The following is a 15922-nucleotide window of genomic DNA, read 5'->3' on the forward strand; positions in this document are numbered from 1 at the left end:
CCCGGCGGATCAGGCGGCAGCGGCCCGAAGATCCCCGGCCGTCAGCAGCGACAACAGTCCGATGCCCTCGGCGGCGAGGGCATCGGCTCCGCCTTGCTCACGGTCGATCACGCACAGAGCCTCCTGCACCTGAGCCCCCAGACCCCGCAGGTCCCCGGTCGACAGCACGATCTGCCCACCGCTGGTGACCACGTCCTCAACCACCAGCACCCGGCGGCCCTCGACATCGGCGCCCTCGGCGAGACGGCAGGTGCCATACGACTTCGCCTGCTTGCGCACGAACGCGCAGGGCAGACCCGTGTGTCGGCCGAGTGCGGTCACCACCGGGATGCCGCCCATCTCAAGGCCGGCCAGCACCTCGGTGCCCGAGGGCACCAGCGGGGCCATCCGCTGGGCGATCTCGTCCAGCAGGACCGGGTCACCCTCGAACCGGTACTTGTCGAAGTACTCCGTGGCAGTACGTCCGGACCGGAGCGTGAATTGCCCGGTCAGATGGGAGGCAGCATGGATACGGTGAGCAAGATCAGAGTGAGTCACAGACATCCAGTCTTCCAGCCGTCCCTCCCAGGCAAGACACCGGCTCTCTCCACGACACCGTGAACACGAAGCCGACACCGTGAACACCAAGAACCCCTGCGGCCTGCGGCCGCAGGGGTCATTTCACGCCCGCTCGTCATCAACGGCAGTGTCGCCGTCGTGCTCATCCAGGGCGTCGCGCAACACCCGGTGTTCGGCTGCCGTCATCAACACCTCCGTCGCCGGGGCCTTGATCTGCCCGTAGTCCAGCAGGTCCGGAACGCTGAGGGCCAGACGTTTCTTGAACGCCCCCCCACGACCGACGAGCAGCCTCGCGGAACGCCGAACTCGAAGCGGAGAACGCCACCCTGCGCGAAGCACTCCACCAGGGCGGTGGTCTTGGTCGTCGGGGCCGAACTGCGCGACGGCGGCTACTGGCTGGTGCTGTTCGTCGTCCTCGCCGACGGTCGTCAGCTCGACGACATCCTGGCCAGCGAGACAGCACGGGCGATAGCCGGCGGCGCGTCACCTCGGCATGTTCCTGATGACGTGATCGCGGTCTCAGCGCTTCCCCACACCCGCACGGGCAAGAAGCTCGAGTTGCCGGTGAAGCGACTCATCCAAGGTCACCCGCTCGAGGATGTCGCTGCTCCTGACGCGGTTGACGACTTTGCCGCGTTGTCGCAGTTCGCCCGCTATGCCCGGGCGGAAGGCACCTAGTCACGACGCGCGGGTGCCGCCGACACCCGGTGACGCGGGCGTCGGCGGCATTGTGAGTGGCCGCGTTGGGGGCAGCGCCGTTAGGACCCGAAGACCTCGGAGCCGGTCACCACGATCGGGACCCGCGAGCTCACCTGTCGTCCCAACGCTTCGGCGGCAGCGTTGATCCAATTGGTGAACTCCACGGCGAGGTGCTGACGGTGCCCCTCGATGAACTCCTCGGGAGCAGCAGCCGGGAAGTAGATCGCAAAAAGCGCGTCAAACCCGGTCTCGGTCTCCTTGAACTGGTGCAGCGCATGTCCGATGAGGGTGCCGTCTGGCAGCGTGACGTTGGCGACCATCCGGAGCGGATAGTCGGCCGCGAGGTCGTCGATGGCCTGGTCCTCGGAGGTGAACGTGACCCGGAAGTCCGTGATGTGGTGCGAAAGGTTCTCCACCACCTGGATGCGACCCTCGTCGAGCTTGCTCAGGACGAAGTGCTCGGGCTCCGCCGCGAGAAGTCGCGGCTCGTCGGCCTCGAGGGAGAGGAAGTAGGCCACGAACTCAGCGGCTCCCACTCCTGCCACGCGCAGGTGGGTGAGCGCGGGCTGCCACCGGCCATCGGATGCCGCGGCCCAGCCCGCAAGGGTTCCGGCCGAGGCGCTGGTGTCCGGCTCGAGCAACTCAAGCAGCCCCTCCCTGCCGAGGAGGGACTTGAGCTTCGTGAGAGCGCGGCGGGCGAAGTAGAGCTCCCAGTCGGTGACGTTCCCGGCTGAGGTCGGTCCGGAAACGACGGTGACGTCGACAGCGGTGGTTGTCGTTGTCATGATGTTGTGCTCCTTTGTGTTGAGGGTTGTGTGCGGGGTCGGGTTCAGAACCCGGTGCTGAGCGGGATGAGGTCCGGTCCGGCCACGACGCGCCGGCTGTCTGGCCGAGTCCCTCGATCGAGAGCCGCACCTCGTCGCCGGGCTGGAGCCAGCCCGTGAAGGTCTCGGGACTGGTCGCGTAGTGCTCGAAGAGACATCCGGTGGGGACCGTTCCGGAGCCGATGACGTCGCAGGGTCGGAGCTCGGTGCCGCGCGAGGTGTAGGCGATCATGTCGGCGAAGTCCCAGTCGATGCTGTCCCATCGTCCTTCGCTGACATGTTTGCCGTTCAGGGCCGCGGTCATGACGAGCGCGAATCCCTTGCCGGAGCGGCGGCTCTCGATCTCGTCGGGAGTGACAAGCAGAGGGCCAAGCGTGATCGCGCCATCCATGCTCTTCGCGGGACCAGCGCCCAACGGCAGCTCGCGCAGCTGCAGGTCACGCGCACTCCAGTCGCAGAGGATGGTGTAGTCGGCGATGTGGTCAAGGGCCCGCTCGCGCGGGATGTCGCGGCCGGGCCTGCCGATCACGGCAGCCGCCTCGGAAGCGTTCATGGGAGGCACGGGGTCAGGGGGCCGGGGCGGTGATCCGGCGCTTGAGGATCTTGCCGCTGGGGCCCATCGGCAATGCGTCCATCAGCCAGACGTGGCGGGGGTACTTGTAGGCGGCCACGTGCTGCTTGGTGAACTCGCGGAGCTCCTCGGCGGTCGCCAGGGCGCCCGGGTGCAGGACGACTGCCGCGGCGACTTCCTCGCCGAGGCGTTCGTCGGGCACGCCGAGGACGGCGGCGAGGGCGACAGCGGGGTGCTCGTAGAGGACCTCCTCGATCTCGCGGGGGTAGACGTTGTAGCCGCCGCGGATGATGAGGTCCTTCTTGCGGTCGACGATGTAGAGGTAGCCGTCATCGTCCTGACGGGCGAGGTCGCCGGTGCGCAGCCAGCCGTCGGGGATGGCCGCGGCGGTGTCCTCGGGACGGTTCCAGTAGCCCTTCATGAGGATGGGTCCGCGGACGACGATTTCACCGACCTCGCCCGGGCCGACCTCCTTGCCACCCTCGTCGAGCAGCCGGACCTCGACGTCGCGGACGGGAGTGCCGATGGAGCCGGGCTTGGGCGGGCGGTCGGGGTGGTTGAAGGAGACCACCGGACTGGTCTCGGACAGGCCGTAGCCCTCGAGGATCACACAGTCGAAGGTCTGCTCGAATGTGTGCAGGAGCTCAACCGGCAGGGCGGCGCCGCCGGAGAGGCACCTGCGCAGGCTGGAGGTGTCGGCCCGCTCCGCGCCCGGATGCCCGAGCAGCGCCGCGTACATGGTGGGGACGCCTTGGAAGAGGGTGGCCCGGTCGCGGGCGATGGTGTCCAGGACGGTCTGCGGGTCGAACCGCGGCACCAGCACCAGTGTGGCCCCGCCGTGTACGGCGGCGTTCATGGCGCAGGTCTGGCCGAAGATGTGGAAGAGCGGCAGGCAGCCGACTATGACGTCATCGGGGGTCAGCTGTTCCACATCGGCGACGGTGGTCTCGGTGTTGTGGCGCAGGCCGGCGTGGGTGAGCGCGGCGCCCTTGGGGCGGCCGGTGGTCCCCGAGGTGTACAGCAGCACCGCCACGTCGTCCTCCGACACGGCGGCGGCCTCGGGGCGGGGCGCGTGGCCGGCCAGGAGCGCGCCGAAAGCGGCTGGCTCGACGGGCAGGTGCCGCGCCCCGGCAGTCGCCGCGCCCTGAGCACCCTCACCGGGGGCCAGGTGCCATTCGAAGAGCAGCACGGCCCCGGAATCACGCAGGTGGTACTCCGTCTCCCCTGCCTTGAGCAGCGGGTTCATGGGTACGACGACGGCGCCGGCGCGCAGGATGCCGTAGTACAGCACGACGAACTCGGGCACGTTCGGCAGCATCAGGGCGACCCGGTCGCCGGTGCGGACGCCTTCGGCGCGGAGCATCGCGGCGGCTCGTGCGGACAGCTCGTCCAACTCGGCGTAGTCGACGGTCTTGGTTCCCAGCCGCAGGGCGGGCCGTTCGGGCTGCCGCCGCGCGGTCCGCACCAGGTATTCCGCCAGATTGGACATGAAAGCCTCCTTGCATTCACGCCGCCAGTGGTGGCCGCGTCGTAGTGCCCGCCGGTGGTGACCGCATCGTGGCCATGCCGAGGGCGGGGATCCGTGGAGAACCCGGCAGCATCCGCGCCATACGTTTGCGTCCCGGTACGATCAAGTCGCCGTACGCAGCGCCACCTGGTGGTCGACACCCGCGGCCTGCCTTTGTCGGTCATGGTCGCCCCGGCCGATCTGCACGACTCCGCTGCCGCCGGGGAAGTCCTCTTCCGCCTGCGCCTGATGCGCCCCGAGACGCGCCTGACGGAGTTCTTCGCTGAGCTGCCGACCGGGATCCACTCGAGCAACAGCACATGTTGTCAGCGGCGTTTCTCTCGGTCGGAGCCGCTTACTGCGGCCATTCGGCGTCGATCAGCACGGCGGCCATGACGCACGGCTCACTTCCCTCGACGCGCCAACCGTGCATGCATCCGTGCTGGATGAGGACGTCACCGGGCTTGACCAGGACGTCGCGGCCTTCCGTCAGGGCCCACATCTGGCCCGACAGGACGATGAAGTAGTTGAGGGTGTCCGTGCGGTGCATCGATGGGTGCTTGGCTGAGCGGATGTACTCGATGCTGGGGATGTGCGCGCTGTGGATCGAGGTGTGATACTCGTGAACCTGCTCAGGCGTCGCATACTCGAACGAGCCCGGTGCCCAGCTCACAATCCGGAAAGTCGCGCCGCCGTCCGGCGGTTCGTGCTCGAACGCCTTGCCGACGGTCGGGTCGTCGGTCGCGGTGAGGTCCGCCGGTGTCGAGGCGTTGACCCAGAGGTCCACATTGGACGCCGGTCCTTTGAACGCTATCTCGTCGTCCTGCAGGACATCGGAGAGGCCGTCGGCACGGTTGCCCATGACGTATTTTCTTGCCATTTGCATTCCTTTCGCTCGTCGTCGCCGCTGGAGTGGGGGCGGCGCCGTCGATCCGTCAGATTTTGGTCGTGTGCCCAGCCCAGAATGTTGCGCGTACGTCTTTCTTCAGCACCTTGCCGTTGGGGCTGCGCGGCAGTCGGGCGACGAAGATCACGTCTTTCGGCGTCCGTATCGGGCCCAGCCGCTCACGGCACAGCGCAAGGATCTCGGCCGGATCCGCCGACGCGCCCGGGTTGAGTTCGACCACCGCCGTGACCGCCTCGCCCCAATCAGGGTGCGGGGCACCGACGACCGCGCAGTCCTGCACCGCTGGGTGGCTCCAGATGACCTGCTCGACCTCGCCCGGATAGACGTTGAACCCGCCTGAAATGATCAGGTCCTTCCTGCGGTCGGTGAGATGCAGGTAGCCGTGTTCGTCGAGATGCCCGAGGTCACCGGTGTGCAGCCAGCCATCGACGATGGTCTGGGCCGTGCGTTCGGGGTCCTTGTAGTAGCCCTTCATGAGCAGGTCGCCACGCACGCAGATCTCGCCGGTACTGCCGGGGGCCAGTTCCGCGCCGCTGCTGGGATCGAGGACTGCCACACGAACCAGCGGGTAGGGCCGACCGCACGAGGAAAGCCGTTCGTCCGGCGCGGTGGCGCCGTCAATGAGGTGTTCGTCCGGACGCAGGAAGGTGATCGCCGCCGGCGCCTCCATCTGCCCGTAGCACTCGACAAACACCGGTCCGAGCCGCTCGATCCCAAGGCGCAGTTTGTCGAGTGACATCGGCGCCGCCGCGTACATGATGTACCGCAACGAGGAGGTGTCCGCCTCGCGGTGCTCGAGTCGCTCCAGGAGCCGGTACACCACCGTGGGGGGCAAGAACAGTTCGGTGACGCCGTACCGCTCGATGGCATCAAGGATCGAGTCCGCTCGCGCCTCGTCAATGACCACGGTGGTCCCGCCGCGTGCCGTCGCCTGGAGACTGAAAAGCCCGGCGGTGTGCGTCATGGGTGCGGCCGCGAGGTTCACGATTGGTGCACCGGCTGGATAGGTCAGTGCGAGCATCTGGTGGACGACCATGGTCGAGAAGCTCCGGTGGGTGTTCATCACACCCTTGGGCAGTCCCGTAGTGCCACCCGTCGGTGCAACGGCGACGACGTCGTCCATGTCGCGCTCGACCTCTGGCCGGGTGTCGGCGTGGCCACTGACCCAGTCTGCGAGCGCGACGTCGCCGGTGCCCTCATCGAGGGCGATCCACGCCGTGATGCCGGGCAATTCAGCTCGCATCCGTTCGATCTGGTCGGCGACGGACGGAGCGTAGAACAGGACCTCGACGTCGAAACGGTCGAGGAGAACGACGTTGTCGCTCACTGGGTGACTTGGGTTGAGCGGCACCCAGGCGGCGCCGGACCGCCAGATGCCCAGCACGCAGATCCACGCGAGCAGGTCGTTCGGGGACAGCACTGCTGCCTTGGTCTCGCGTCCCACCCCGGTGTCGACCAAGGCGTTGGCGATGCGACACGACAGCTCGCCTGCTTGGTCGAAGGCCAAGCTCGTGTCGCCGTGACGGTAGGCGACGCCGTGGGGGTTGATCCGCCATCCGCGGTCGAAGAAGTCGATGATCGCCACTGTTACGCCTTCCCGAGCAAGACGACGGAGGCGACCGCTTCCTCGCCGCGGTGGAACCCACCGCCGTTCTCGGCCAGGGCGATGCGGGCTCCCTCGACCTGTCGCGTTCCGGCCCAACCTCGCAGCTGCTGAGTGAGCTCGAACAGCTGCCCGAGTCCGGTCGCACCGATGGGGTGCCCTTTGGACTCCAACCCACCCGAGGGGTTGACCGGCAACCGCCCGCCCAGTGAGGTGTCGCCGCGTTCGGCGGCCGGCCCGCCGTCCCCGGCGGGCACGAGGCCGAGCATCTCGGTCTGCAGGATCTCGGCGAAGGCTGTGGCGTCGTGTACCTCGGCGAGGTCCACCTCCCCGGGGGAGACGCCGGCGGTCTCGTAGGCCTGTGCGGCCACCCTGGCACTCAGGTGATCATCAAACGTGGTGATGTCGCGGTCCGAACCGGTTCCCATGACCGCCGCGAGGACTTGGACGTCGGCGCGACCCCCGATCTTCTGCAGCCCGCTGTCGTTGCAGACGACCACCGCGGCGGCGCCGTCCGTCAACGGCGCGCACATGGGGACGGTGAGTGGGAAGGAGAGGTGGCGCGCGACCAGGACGTCGTCGACGGTCATGGCCTTGCGGTAGTGGGCGCGGGGGTTGTCCACCGCGTGCGCGTGGTTCTTCGCTGCGACCGCGGCGATCTGCTCGCGGGTGGTGGCGTACTGACGCATGTGGCTGCGGGCCATGGCGGCGTAAATGTCCATGAAGATCGACCGTGTGCCGAGGTCGGGCTCGTCGATGTCGCCGCCGAGGGTGTGCAGGGTCTTTGTGAGCGCAGCGCGGTCACTCACGTCGTATCCGGTGTCGAACACCGCCATCGACCGTTCGGCATCGCCGATGTGCATCTTCTCCGCGCCGACGGCGAGCGCGACGTCGGCGGCCCCGGCGCGCACGTGCGCCACGGCCAACGTGAAGGCACTCGAGCCGGTGGCGCAGGCGTTCTCCACGTTGAACACCGGGATGGCTTGGATGCCCAGCTCACGCATGGCGATTTCGCCGGCGATCATGTGCTGGCCCTGCAGGAGGCCTTGCGTGGCAGCGCCGTAGAACACGACGTCGAGGACGTCCTGGCTCGCGTCGGCGTCGCGCAACGCGTCGGTCACCGCCCACCGCACCAGGTCGTACAGGGACTTGTCGCGGTGGACCCCGAACGGGGTCATCCCGACTCCGGCGATCCACACCCGGGTGCCTGCGGGGTTCATCGGCGGGCCGCCGGGGCGAACCGGTCCGCACCACGGAAACGGGGAATGCCCGCGTCGCCCCGTCCCTGCTTCTGGCCGACCACGTTGCGCAGGACGCCGACTCCCGCCATCTCGAGTTCCACCACGTCGCCCGGCTGAATCCACCGGTCGATCTCCAGGCCGCAGCCCTGACCGACCGTGCCGAGCGCGATGACCTCGCCCGGAGCCAGGTCCTCCTGCCAGGAGGCGAACGCCAGCACTTCGGCAACGGAGTGGTCCGCAGACCAGCGCTTGGGTCCACCCCACACCTCGCCGTTGACGCGGGACTCGAGTTCGAAGGCATCGACCTCGACCTCGTCGAGCGTCGCGACGCAAGGCCCGATGGCGTTGCAGAAGTGCTTGCCCTTCGACGGTCCGACCAGCGAGGACATCTCCAAACCCTGGATGTCGCGTGCACTCACGTCGTTGAACAGTGTGACGCCCGCGATATGTGACAGCGCCTCGGACACCGGGATATCCCGGCCGGGCGCGCCGACGACAAAGGCGGGCTCGAGCTCATAGTCCAGCTGATCGGTGTAGGCCGGCCACTGGATCTCCGCTTCCGGCCCCACCACCGCGAGATGGTTGCCCTGATAGCACACCGGCATCTGTTCGAGCGCCGCCTGCAGCGGCATCTTCAGGTTGGTGCCATGCTGACTCGACGTGAGGTAGTCCCGCACCCGCGGCGGCCGGGGTACGGGAGCGAGCAGACGGGGCGCGTCGAGCACCGCCACGCGCATCTGCTCTTGGTCGAGCACCCCGGCCGCGCGGTCGAGCACCCGCCGCGCGTCATCGAGACCGGGCCGCCCCGCTCCAAACAGCGCGATGGTGTCGTCGAAGATCGACGGGTCCGTGATCTCTACGCCGTCACCGAGAATCCGCGCCGCTGCCGCCAGATCGAGGACACGTCCGTCCTCGAGGATCAGGCCCACCCGCGGCCGGCCCGCGTCAAACGTCACGATCTTCACCGGTCGTCACCCTCATCCCTCGTCGTGACGAGGCCATCACCGCGATCCGGGGCGACCTCTGCTTCGGTCAGCGTGCACCGGGTGAGCGACGAGGTGAAACAGACAGGAAACCTGAACTGGCACCCGGATTTCGTAGGTGGCTACGAAGGCGGTCGCAGCTGCAGCGCCCAGGCGAGCTCGACCAAAGTGTCCGTCTTCGCCAGGGACCGGCCCGTCAACTCCTCGAAACGCGCCAATCGGTAGCGCAGGGTGTTGACGTGCACGTGTGTGACCTCGGACGTCCGCGGGATGCTCCGGTCGTGCTCGAGGTAGGCGCGCAACGTCTGCTCCACCTCGTCGCCGAACGCACCGGCCTGCCGTAGCGGATCGAGGTACCGGGCTGACACCAGCGCCGCGAGCTCGGGGACGACGGGCACGCCGATGCGCCAGCCGAGGGCCTCAACGGTGTGCACACCGCCATCGGACTGCACCGAGGCGGCGGCGAGGACACGTCGGGCGAGCGCGAACGACGCCGCGGTCTCGTCCGGCCGGACTGGCGGCCCGAGGGCGATGAGGTGCCCGTCGACGGCCTTCGGAGCGTCGGGCAGGATGCCGACCAGTTGATCATCCAGAGGCAGCATCATTGCCACGCCATGCCCGCGGAATTGCTCGGTCAGGTGCTCCAGCAGCGCCTCCAGCGCTCCCAGACCGCGCGCGGCCGAGCAGAAGGGGATGTAGGCCCTCTGCCGTCCGAGCCGGTACGACGTCGCACCGTGCTCCACTTCCGCCGCATCCAGATCGCCGGCCAGCAGCGCCAACAGCCACCGGTCGCGGCGTCGCTGTTCGGCCAGGGCGCTCGTCACCCCCTGCTCGCGGTAGGCCGAGGCCGCCCGCGCGGAGAAGGCGTCACTGAGCTGCCACAACAGCCGCGTGAGTGCCACGACATCGTCGGCCGGGACCTCGTACACCGCGGCGAGTTCGATGAGCCGGTCCTCGATCGAGGAGATCGACACGCGGAAAGCGGCCATGATGTCCTCGATCGGGATGCCGGCGCTCAGGCGCTCCAGGGTCGCCTGCTGCGCCTCCCAGATCTCCGTCGGCGACAGCACCTTCCGGGCCAGCACCGTGCGAGCCGCCAAGCGGAGGTTCCGCCGAACACTGGCCTCGAGCTGTTCGCGCGTCGCTGCGACGTAGGAAGGGATCTCGTCCCACACCCGCCGCACCGACGGCTCGACGACCTCCACATCGTGCTCCAGCGCACGTGAGAGCTCGACGATGCGCGGGTGCGGCACCTCTTCCGGCATGTGGCGATGATGCCACACGCGCACTTCGTGACCCCGGGCTCCGCGCCAAACGGTGCCCGCACGGGGGTGTCCCACTCGTGCGGGCGGTATCCGTTGCGGTGGCTGACGCGTTCGTCGCTGACCTGCCCGTCATGCGGTTCGGGCTGCATCGGGATCTGCGGAAGATCCTCCAGGATTTCAGCCCGCGACGCCGCGTCCGCCTCGAAACCCCGGTCAGGGTGAACCGCCGGCGTGGTCCCAGAAGCGGCAATGCGGCGGTGTGTTGCTGTCAGCTTTTCAGGCTGTAGAAGTGGATCGGTGAGTTCGGTTTGAGACCGATACGCGGGTACACAGGCGCCCCGGCGACGGTCGCGTGCAGGGTCGCGCGGGTCAGTCCGGTCGCCCGGGCACCCTCGTACAGTGCCTTCCGGGTCACCGCCTCGCCGTAGCCTCTGCGCTCCCACTCCGGGTCCGTGGCGACGAGCACGACGAAGAGACGGCCGTTTGTCTCCACTGTCGCAGCGCACGTCACCGGAACATCGTTGCGCATGCCCAGGTAGGCGTGCACCTGCTTCTTCCACACCGTGGAGCCGCCGAGCCCGTCTCGACCGTCCTCCAGGGGGAACCCGTAGGCGCGCGAGTTGAGGTCCGCGTAGGCCTGCAGCTGTTCGTCAGTAGTCACGCGCACGAACGTCAGGTCGGGGTGGACCGGCTCGGGCAGGGGAAGCACATCTCCGGCCATGCCGGTGCCGGGGAAGGCGTAGGCAAGGCCTGCCCGTTCGGCCGCCGCCGTTAACACTGCACGGGCCTCGTCATCGAGGAGGTCCTCAAAGACCCACAAAAAGCCCGGGTGCTTCTTCGAGCGCATGATGTCCGTTGCCTGGCCCAGCCGTTGCTCGACGAGCCTCGTGTCCGTGCCGACATCGGTCAACGTGATGCAGTTCCAGAAAGCGAACCGGCAGTCGGCCCAGCGAACGGCGATACCCGGAAGATCCCGCACATCTGCATCGGCATCGCGATCGAGCACCATGGCACGCCAGCCCGCAGCGAGTTGCTCCATCGATTCGATCGAATCCACAAGATCTGTCATCGAAACCTCTCCTACCTGTCGTCTATGGCGTCGGCAGGGCCAGAATACGATCCGTGCCGATCTTGCAGTTCATCAGTTTCATGGGTGAACTCGCCATCCCCCTATGCCTGTTGAGATAAGAAAAGGGGTCGGGCCGCCCGGTCAGGGGGTGTGCGTCCCCCACCCCGACAGACAGCCGCCCGGGTGCGCGAGGTCGACCGGCAGGCAGGTCGGCGCAGGCCGTGGAAACGTCGGTGGTCTCTTCGGCGGGCTCGTCGGATCGTCTGCTCCACCAGGTTTGTCAGCTTGACCCGCCACTCCTGGACCTCTTCACCCCGGCCGTAATGGCGTGGCGGCATCATTCCCGGAGATCGGGTCCGGGAGCAGACAGCTGCCGGTCCCGGCACAGCTCAGCTGGGGACGGTCACCAGGACGCGACCTCGACCGCCGGCGTCAACGCGGTCGTGGGCCTGAGCGATCTTCTCCAGCGGGTACACCTCGCCTATGGCGACCGTCAGCATGCCGGCCGCTGCCGCGTCGGTGAGGTCGCGGGCCGCCTGCCGTTTCGCCGCATCGGGGAAGTCGTCGCTGCCGAGCATGCGCAGCGTGACGTTGTTGAACAGCAGAGGCCAGAAGGGGAGTCGGGGCCGGCCGTCCCGGGTTGCGTAAGCGGCGATCACCGCGCCGTTCGTGACGACGGCGTTGTCCAGATCCGCGTTGTCGGACAGGGCCACCTCGATGATCCGGTGCACGCCGTCGGGAGCGTGGGCACGGATGGCTTCGACGGGATCGCCCTGGTCGAGCGCCACGGCGTGAGAGACGACGGCCGGGTCGACGCGGTTCAGGTCACTGCCGCGCCGCACGGTCCCGATCACCGTCGCGCCGCCCCACCGCGCGAGCTGCGCGGCCAGGGAGCCGACGCCGCCGAGCACCCCGTGCACGAGCACGATCAGTCCGTCGACGGGGCCGTCGCTGAACACGGTGCGGTGGGCGGTGATCCCGGGGATGCCCAGGCCGGCGCCGAGTTCGTCGCTGAGGTGGTCGGGCAGCGGGACGGCCAGGTCCGCCGGTACGACGGTGTACTGGGCGGCGGTGCCGAAGGGGCGGTAGGACTGGGCGCCGTACACCCACACCCGCTGCCCCACACGGCGGGCGTCGATCCCGTCGCCCACGGCGTCGATGACTCCGGCGGCATCGCTGTGCGGGATCACCCGCGGGTGCGGCATCGAGGAGCCGAGCCAGCCGCGCCGCTTCTTCGTGTCGCCGGGGTTGACGCCCGAGACGGTGACGCGGACGCGGACCTCGCCGGGGGTGGGGGTGGGATCGGGCAGTTCGCCGACGTGCAGGACATCGGCGGCGGGGCCCTGCTCGTCGTACCAGGACGCAAGCATGTACGGGTACCTCCGAGGTCGGTCAGCTCACGGGTTCGTCGAGCTGGAAAGGAGCGTTCTTGGTGGGCTCGTCACCGTCCAGAACCCTGTGCAGCCAGGCACGTTCAGCCCCGCTGAGCGCACGGGCGGCGAGCAGCATGCCACGCCGGTAGGGGTCGGCGACCTCTTCGGCCCGCAACGGCCTGTCACCGTCGTAGAAAAAACTCGCCGGCTCCTCCAGGAACTCCAGCCGTCTGCGCAGCACCGCGTGCTGTTCGGACACGTCGGGCAGGTGCGAGAGGAACGCCAGGATGGTGAAGAAGCGGGTGAAGTCGGTGATCTCATGGTCGGCCGGCTCGCGCAGCCGCTTCAGCAGCCCGGCACGCCCGGCGCCGGTCAGACTGAGCACGTACCGGGCTGCCCCCGCAGCCGGGTCGGCGCGCCGCTCCAGCAGGCCCGCCTTGGTGAGACGGTTGATCGCCGGATACAGACTGCCGTCGCTGACCGGCCGCGTGTACCCGGTCAGCTGCGAAACCCGGCGGCGCAGCACGTGCCCGGGCAGAGAACCCTCGGCCAGGAAACCCAGTATCGCCAGTTCCAGCATGCTTCAGTATCCCACACCCTGCATCGAAACGATGTGAACATCGGATCGATGGGACGGTGGAAGTGGGGATAGGTACTGACTACCGCGGCCACACTGGACGAGAGCGCCGCGGACACCCTCACCCACGCCGACCACGCCTACCGCGAAGCCCTCGCTGCCGTGGCCGGACGACTGGAGGACCTGGGCGCGCTGCGGGAGGGCCTGACCAGGGGCCGCGCCACCGACATCCTCTGGTTCTTCCTCGGCCACCAGTCCTGGCGTCTGTACGTGGCGGACTGCGGCTGGTCGTGGAACCACACCGAGAAGTGGCTGGCAGAGCGGGTGTCGACCGCCCTGCTGGATGACCGCAACGACTGACGGAGCGGGTGAGCAACCGCTGAAGACGGACCACCTCGCAGCAATCCAGGCCACCGTTCAGCGGCTTTTCGTGGATGAGCCCGGGTGAACCGTTCCTGTCTCATCGCCGCTGTTGTGGTGCGTGGCATCGGTCGCCGATCGTGCGGAGAGCGTCGAGGAGTTCAGGGGGGCCGTCGACTTCGAAGTCGGCGTCGATGACGAGAATGTGTGCGGCGAGCATGTGCGGACTCTCCGCGCCGACGTGGACCAGACAGGTGTGGTCATCGACGGCTTCGACGACGGTGGCCGGGGTCAGCCACTGCACCAGTTCGGTAGCCGATTTGTGTACGCGCACCTGGGCGCGACAGCGGGTGAGCGCTGCGTCGACGCCTTTGGTGATGTAGGCGGTCAGGTCCTGTTCCGGGGGCTCGCGGGGCGTGAAGCGCGGCCCGGTGGGAGTCCGTGGGCGCATCCGGTCGACGCGGAAGGTTCGCCAGTCGGCGCGGTGAGGGTCCCAGCCGACGAGGTACCACTTGCGGCCGAGGTGGACCAGCCGGTGCGGCTCGATCTCCCGGCGCTGGTCGGCGCCGTCGTGGGTGCGGTAGTCGAAGCGGAGGCGGTGCTGGTCCCGGCAAGCGGCGGCGATCGCGGTCAGGACCTCCGGGGCGACGACCGGTCCGTCGTGCCGGGGGGTGACGGTGGAAGTGCGCAGGAGGTCGATCCGGTGGCGTAGTCGCGAGGGCAGGACCTGCTCGAGCTTGGCCAGTGCGCGGGTGGCCGCTTCCTCGATCCCGGCGACCGCGCCACCGGTCGCGCTGTTCAGGCCGATCGCGACCGCGGTGGCCTCGTCGTCGTCGAGCAGCAAGGGAGGCAGCTTCGCCCCGGGCGTGAGCCGGTAGCCGCCGCCGACGCCGGGCAGCGCGTGCACCGGGTAGCCGAGCTCGCGCAGTTTGTCGATGTCGCTGCGCACGGTGCGGGCGCTCACCTCGAGCCGCTCGGCGAGCTCTGGCCCGGTCCATGAGGGGCGGGCCTGCAGCAGGGACAGGAGCTGCAGCAGGCGGGCCGAGACGGTCATCACATGGAGGCACGTTACCCGTATTGCGGAAAGGCTCCTTCCGCAATAGGAGATGTCATAGGTGTATGAGGAACAGCGACACCACTGCCGCCAGGACCGACATCCGTACGTTCCGGATCGACACCCCGCAGGCCGACCTCGATGACCTGGACGAGCGCTTGGCCAGGGTCCGCTTCCCGGACGAGCCGCCCGGCGCCGGCTGGGACCTCGGCGTCCCGACCGGATACCTGGCCGGACTGGTCGACTACTGGCGCAACGGCTACGACTGGCGCGAGCACGAGGCCAGGCTGAATGAGATCCCGCAGTTCGTGACGGAGATCGACGGCGCCCAGGTGCACTTCCTGCATGTCCGCTCGCCCGAACCGGACGCGGTGCCGCTGATCCTGACCCACGGCTGGCCGGGCTCGATCGTGGAGTTCCTGGGCCTGATCGGCCCGCTGAGCGACCCACGCGCTCACGGTGGCGATGCGGCCGACGCCTTCCACCTGGTCATCCCGTCCGTTCCCGGCTTCGGCCTCTCTGGACCCACCTGCGAGGCTGGCTGGAATCCGAACCGGGTGGCCCGGGCGTGGGTGGAGCTGATGCGCCGCCTCGGCTACGAGCTTTTCGCCGCGCAGGGCGGCGACCTGGGCGCGCTGATCACGCCGGAGCTCGGCCGGGTCGCGCCCGAGTCCGTCATCGGGATCCACGTGAACGCCGCGACCGTCGGCTTCCGGCCGCTGGGCCCCGTGCCTGAGGACGTGGTGGCCAAGCTGACGGACCAGGAGCGGCAACGTCTGGCGGCGATCGGCGAGTTCGCCGCCGAGGGTTCCGGTTACAGGGCGATCCAGTCGACCCGTCCGCAGACCCTCGCGTACGGCCTGACCGACTCCCCGGCCGGCCAGCTCGCCTGGATCATCGAGAAGTTCAAGGAGTGGTCCAATCCCTCGGCCGAACTGCCCGAGGACGCGGTCGACCGGGACACCCTGCTCACCAACGTGATGCTGTACTGGCTGACCGCGACGGCAGGCTCCGCGGCGCGGATGTACTACGAGGGGGCCAAGTACGCCCAGGCCGGGTGGTTCCCCCTCACGCGTTCCGAGGTGCCCACCGCGGTGGCGAACTTCGCGGGCGACACGGCGATCCGGCACTGGGCCGAGGAAGCCAACACCATCGTCCGCTGGAGCGAGTTCGACCGCGGCGGACACTTCGCTGCCCTGGAGGCTCCCGACCTCCTGGTCCGCGACCTCAGGGACTTCTTCCGCTCCCTGCGGTGAGTCGCGGCGCCCTGGCCGGCCGCGACGGCGGCATCACGCCCGCGTTGTCGCCTGGAAGGAGGCCCGGGGCCGCCG

15 protein-coding genes and 1 pseudogene are annotated in these 15922 nt (G+C 68.6%); 4 read left to right on the plus strand and 12 right to left on the minus strand.

The genetic code is table 11. From position 1 onward, the window contains the following. Positions 1 to 9: 9 nt before the first annotated feature. Entirely contained in the window at positions 10 to 543 is a 534-nt protein-coding gene (pyrE, locus tag ACIBK3_RS44055; RefSeq protein ID WP_399374074.1) for an orotate phosphoribosyltransferase, read from the minus strand. Positions 544 to 696: 153 nt separating this feature from the next. On the opposite strand from pyrE, the gene ACIBK3_RS44060 reads away from it, so the two are divergent. Then, on the plus strand, positions 697 to 1236 hold the full coding sequence (locus ACIBK3_RS44060; protein WP_399374076.1) for a hypothetical protein: 540 nt from the start codon (positions 697 to 699) through the stop codon (positions 1234 to 1236). A gap of 663 nt (positions 1237 to 1899) precedes the next feature. On the opposite strand, the gene ACIBK3_RS44065 is transcribed toward ACIBK3_RS44060, so the two are convergent. Both ACIBK3_RS44065 and ACIBK3_RS44070 read right to left on the minus strand, forming a co-directional pair. Beyond that, a complete protein-coding gene (locus ACIBK3_RS44065) occupies positions 1900 to 2610 on the minus strand; it encodes a fumarylacetoacetate hydrolase family protein (protein WP_399374078.1) in 711 nt (236 codons plus the stop codon). 37 nt (positions 2611 to 2647) lie between these two features. Next, positions 2648 to 4141, minus strand: a complete 1494-nt coding sequence (locus tag ACIBK3_RS44070; RefSeq protein WP_399374079.1) for a long-chain fatty acid--CoA ligase — start codon at positions 4139 to 4141, stop codon at positions 2648 to 2650. A gap of 156 nt (positions 4142 to 4297) precedes the next feature. Between ACIBK3_RS44070 and ACIBK3_RS44075 the strand changes: the two are divergent. Beyond that, positions 4298 to 4429: pseudogene (locus tag ACIBK3_RS44075) on the plus strand (transposase); the annotation flags it as partial. Positions 4430 to 4514: 85 nt separating this feature from the next. On the opposite strand, the gene ACIBK3_RS44080 reads toward ACIBK3_RS44075, so the two are convergent. From ACIBK3_RS44080 to ACIBK3_RS44115, 8 genes are all read right to left on the minus strand, one after another. Then, positions 4515 to 5039, minus strand: coding sequence for a cupin domain-containing protein (locus tag ACIBK3_RS44080; RefSeq protein WP_399374081.1), 525 nt, complete (start codon positions 5037 to 5039; stop codon positions 4515 to 4517). Positions 5040 to 5094: 55 nt separating this feature from the next. Then, positions 5095 to 6651, minus strand: a complete 1557-nt coding sequence (locus tag ACIBK3_RS44085; RefSeq protein ID WP_399374082.1) for a class I adenylate-forming enzyme family protein — start codon at positions 6649 to 6651, stop codon at positions 5095 to 5097. 2 nt (positions 6652 to 6653) lie between these two features. Continuing rightward, the gene (locus ACIBK3_RS44090) at positions 6654 to 7889 is read right to left on the minus strand and encodes a thiolase family protein (RefSeq protein WP_399374083.1); all 1236 of its coding nucleotides are present in this window, start codon (positions 7887 to 7889) and stop codon (positions 6654 to 6656) included. Next, a complete protein-coding gene (locus tag ACIBK3_RS44095) occupies positions 7886 to 8875 on the minus strand; it encodes a fumarylacetoacetate hydrolase family protein (RefSeq protein WP_399374084.1) in 990 nt (329 codons plus the stop codon). Before ACIBK3_RS44095 ends, ACIBK3_RS44090 begins: the two co-directional genes overlap by 4 nt. 140 nt (positions 8876 to 9015) lie before the next feature. After that, entirely contained in the window at positions 9016 to 10158 is a 1143-nt protein-coding gene (locus ACIBK3_RS44100) for a helix-turn-helix domain-containing protein (protein WP_399374085.1), read from the minus strand. A gap of 268 nt (positions 10159 to 10426) precedes the next feature. Continuing rightward, complete coding sequence (locus ACIBK3_RS44105) at positions 10427 to 11227, minus strand: GNAT family N-acetyltransferase (protein WP_399374086.1); 801 nt, start codon at positions 11225 to 11227, stop codon at positions 10427 to 10429. Between the two features lie 389 nt (positions 11228 to 11616). Next, positions 11617 to 12597, minus strand: a complete 981-nt coding sequence (locus ACIBK3_RS44110) for an NADPH:quinone reductase (protein ID WP_399374088.1) — start codon at positions 12595 to 12597, stop codon at positions 11617 to 11619. Positions 12598 to 12619: 22 nt separating this feature from the next. After that, positions 12620 to 13180: a PadR family transcriptional regulator gene (locus tag ACIBK3_RS44115; RefSeq protein WP_399374089.1), complete on the minus strand. Its 561-nt coding sequence runs from the start codon at positions 13178 to 13180 to the stop codon at positions 12620 to 12622. Between the two features lie 159 nt (positions 13181 to 13339). Between ACIBK3_RS44115 and ACIBK3_RS44120 the strand changes: the two genes are divergently transcribed. Beyond that, the gene (locus ACIBK3_RS44120) at positions 13340 to 13537 is read left to right on the plus strand and encodes a hypothetical protein (protein ID WP_399374091.1); all 198 of its coding nucleotides are present in this window, start codon (positions 13340 to 13342) and stop codon (positions 13535 to 13537) included. Positions 13538 to 13637: 100 nt separating this feature from the next. On the opposite strand, the gene ACIBK3_RS44125 is transcribed toward ACIBK3_RS44120, so the two are convergent. Beyond that, entirely contained in the window at positions 13638 to 14594 is a 957-nt protein-coding gene (locus ACIBK3_RS44125; RefSeq protein WP_399374093.1) for a helix-turn-helix transcriptional regulator, read from the minus strand. A gap of 62 nt (positions 14595 to 14656) precedes the next feature. Here ACIBK3_RS44125 and ACIBK3_RS44130 point away from each other — a divergent pair, with 62 nt between their 5' ends. Beyond that, positions 14657 to 15847 (plus strand): epoxide hydrolase family protein, encoded by a 1191-nt coding sequence (locus ACIBK3_RS44130; RefSeq protein ID WP_399374095.1) that lies wholly within the window; start codon positions 14657 to 14659, stop codon positions 15845 to 15847. Positions 15848 to 15922 lie beyond the last annotated feature (75 nt).

Origin of the sequence: Streptomyces sp. NPDC050287, assembly GCF_044459385.1 — a bacterium.
Taxonomy (GTDB): domain Bacteria; phylum Actinomycetota; class Actinomycetes; order Streptomycetales; family Streptomycetaceae; genus Streptomyces.

Bases quoted from the DNA above. Each gene is read 5' to 3' on its own strand.
- ACIBK3_RS44110 (WP_399374088.1), bottom strand. From the start codon at position 12,597: ATGCTTGCGTCCTGGTACGACGAGCAGGGCCCCGCCGCCGATGTCCTG.
- ACIBK3_RS44105 (WP_399374086.1), bottom strand. From the start codon at position 11,227: ATGACAGATCTTGTGGATTCGATCGAATCGATGGAGCAACTCGCTGCG.
- ACIBK3_RS44070 (WP_399374079.1), bottom strand. From the start codon at position 4,141: ATGTCCAATCTGGCGGAATACCTGGTGCGGACCGCGCGGCGGCAGCCC.
- ACIBK3_RS44090 (WP_399374083.1), bottom strand. From the start codon at position 7,889: ATGAACCCCGCAGGCACCCGGGTGTGGATCGCCGGAGTCGGGATGACC.
- ACIBK3_RS44100 (WP_399374085.1), bottom strand. From the start codon at position 10,158: ATGCCGGAAGAGGTGCCGCACCCGCGCATCGTCGAGCTCTCACGTGCG.
- pyrE (WP_399374074.1), bottom strand. From the start codon at position 543: ATGTCTGTGACTCACTCTGATCTTGCTCACCGTATCCATGCTGCCTCC.
- ACIBK3_RS44130 (WP_399374095.1), top strand. From the start codon at position 14,657: ATGAGGAACAGCGACACCACTGCCGCCAGGACCGACATCCGTACGTTC.
- ACIBK3_RS44080 (WP_399374081.1), bottom strand. From the start codon at position 5,039: ATGGCAAGAAAATACGTCATGGGCAACCGTGCCGACGGCCTCTCCGAT.
- ACIBK3_RS44115 (WP_399374089.1), bottom strand. From the start codon at position 13,180: ATGCTGGAACTGGCGATACTGGGTTTCCTGGCCGAGGGTTCTCTGCCC.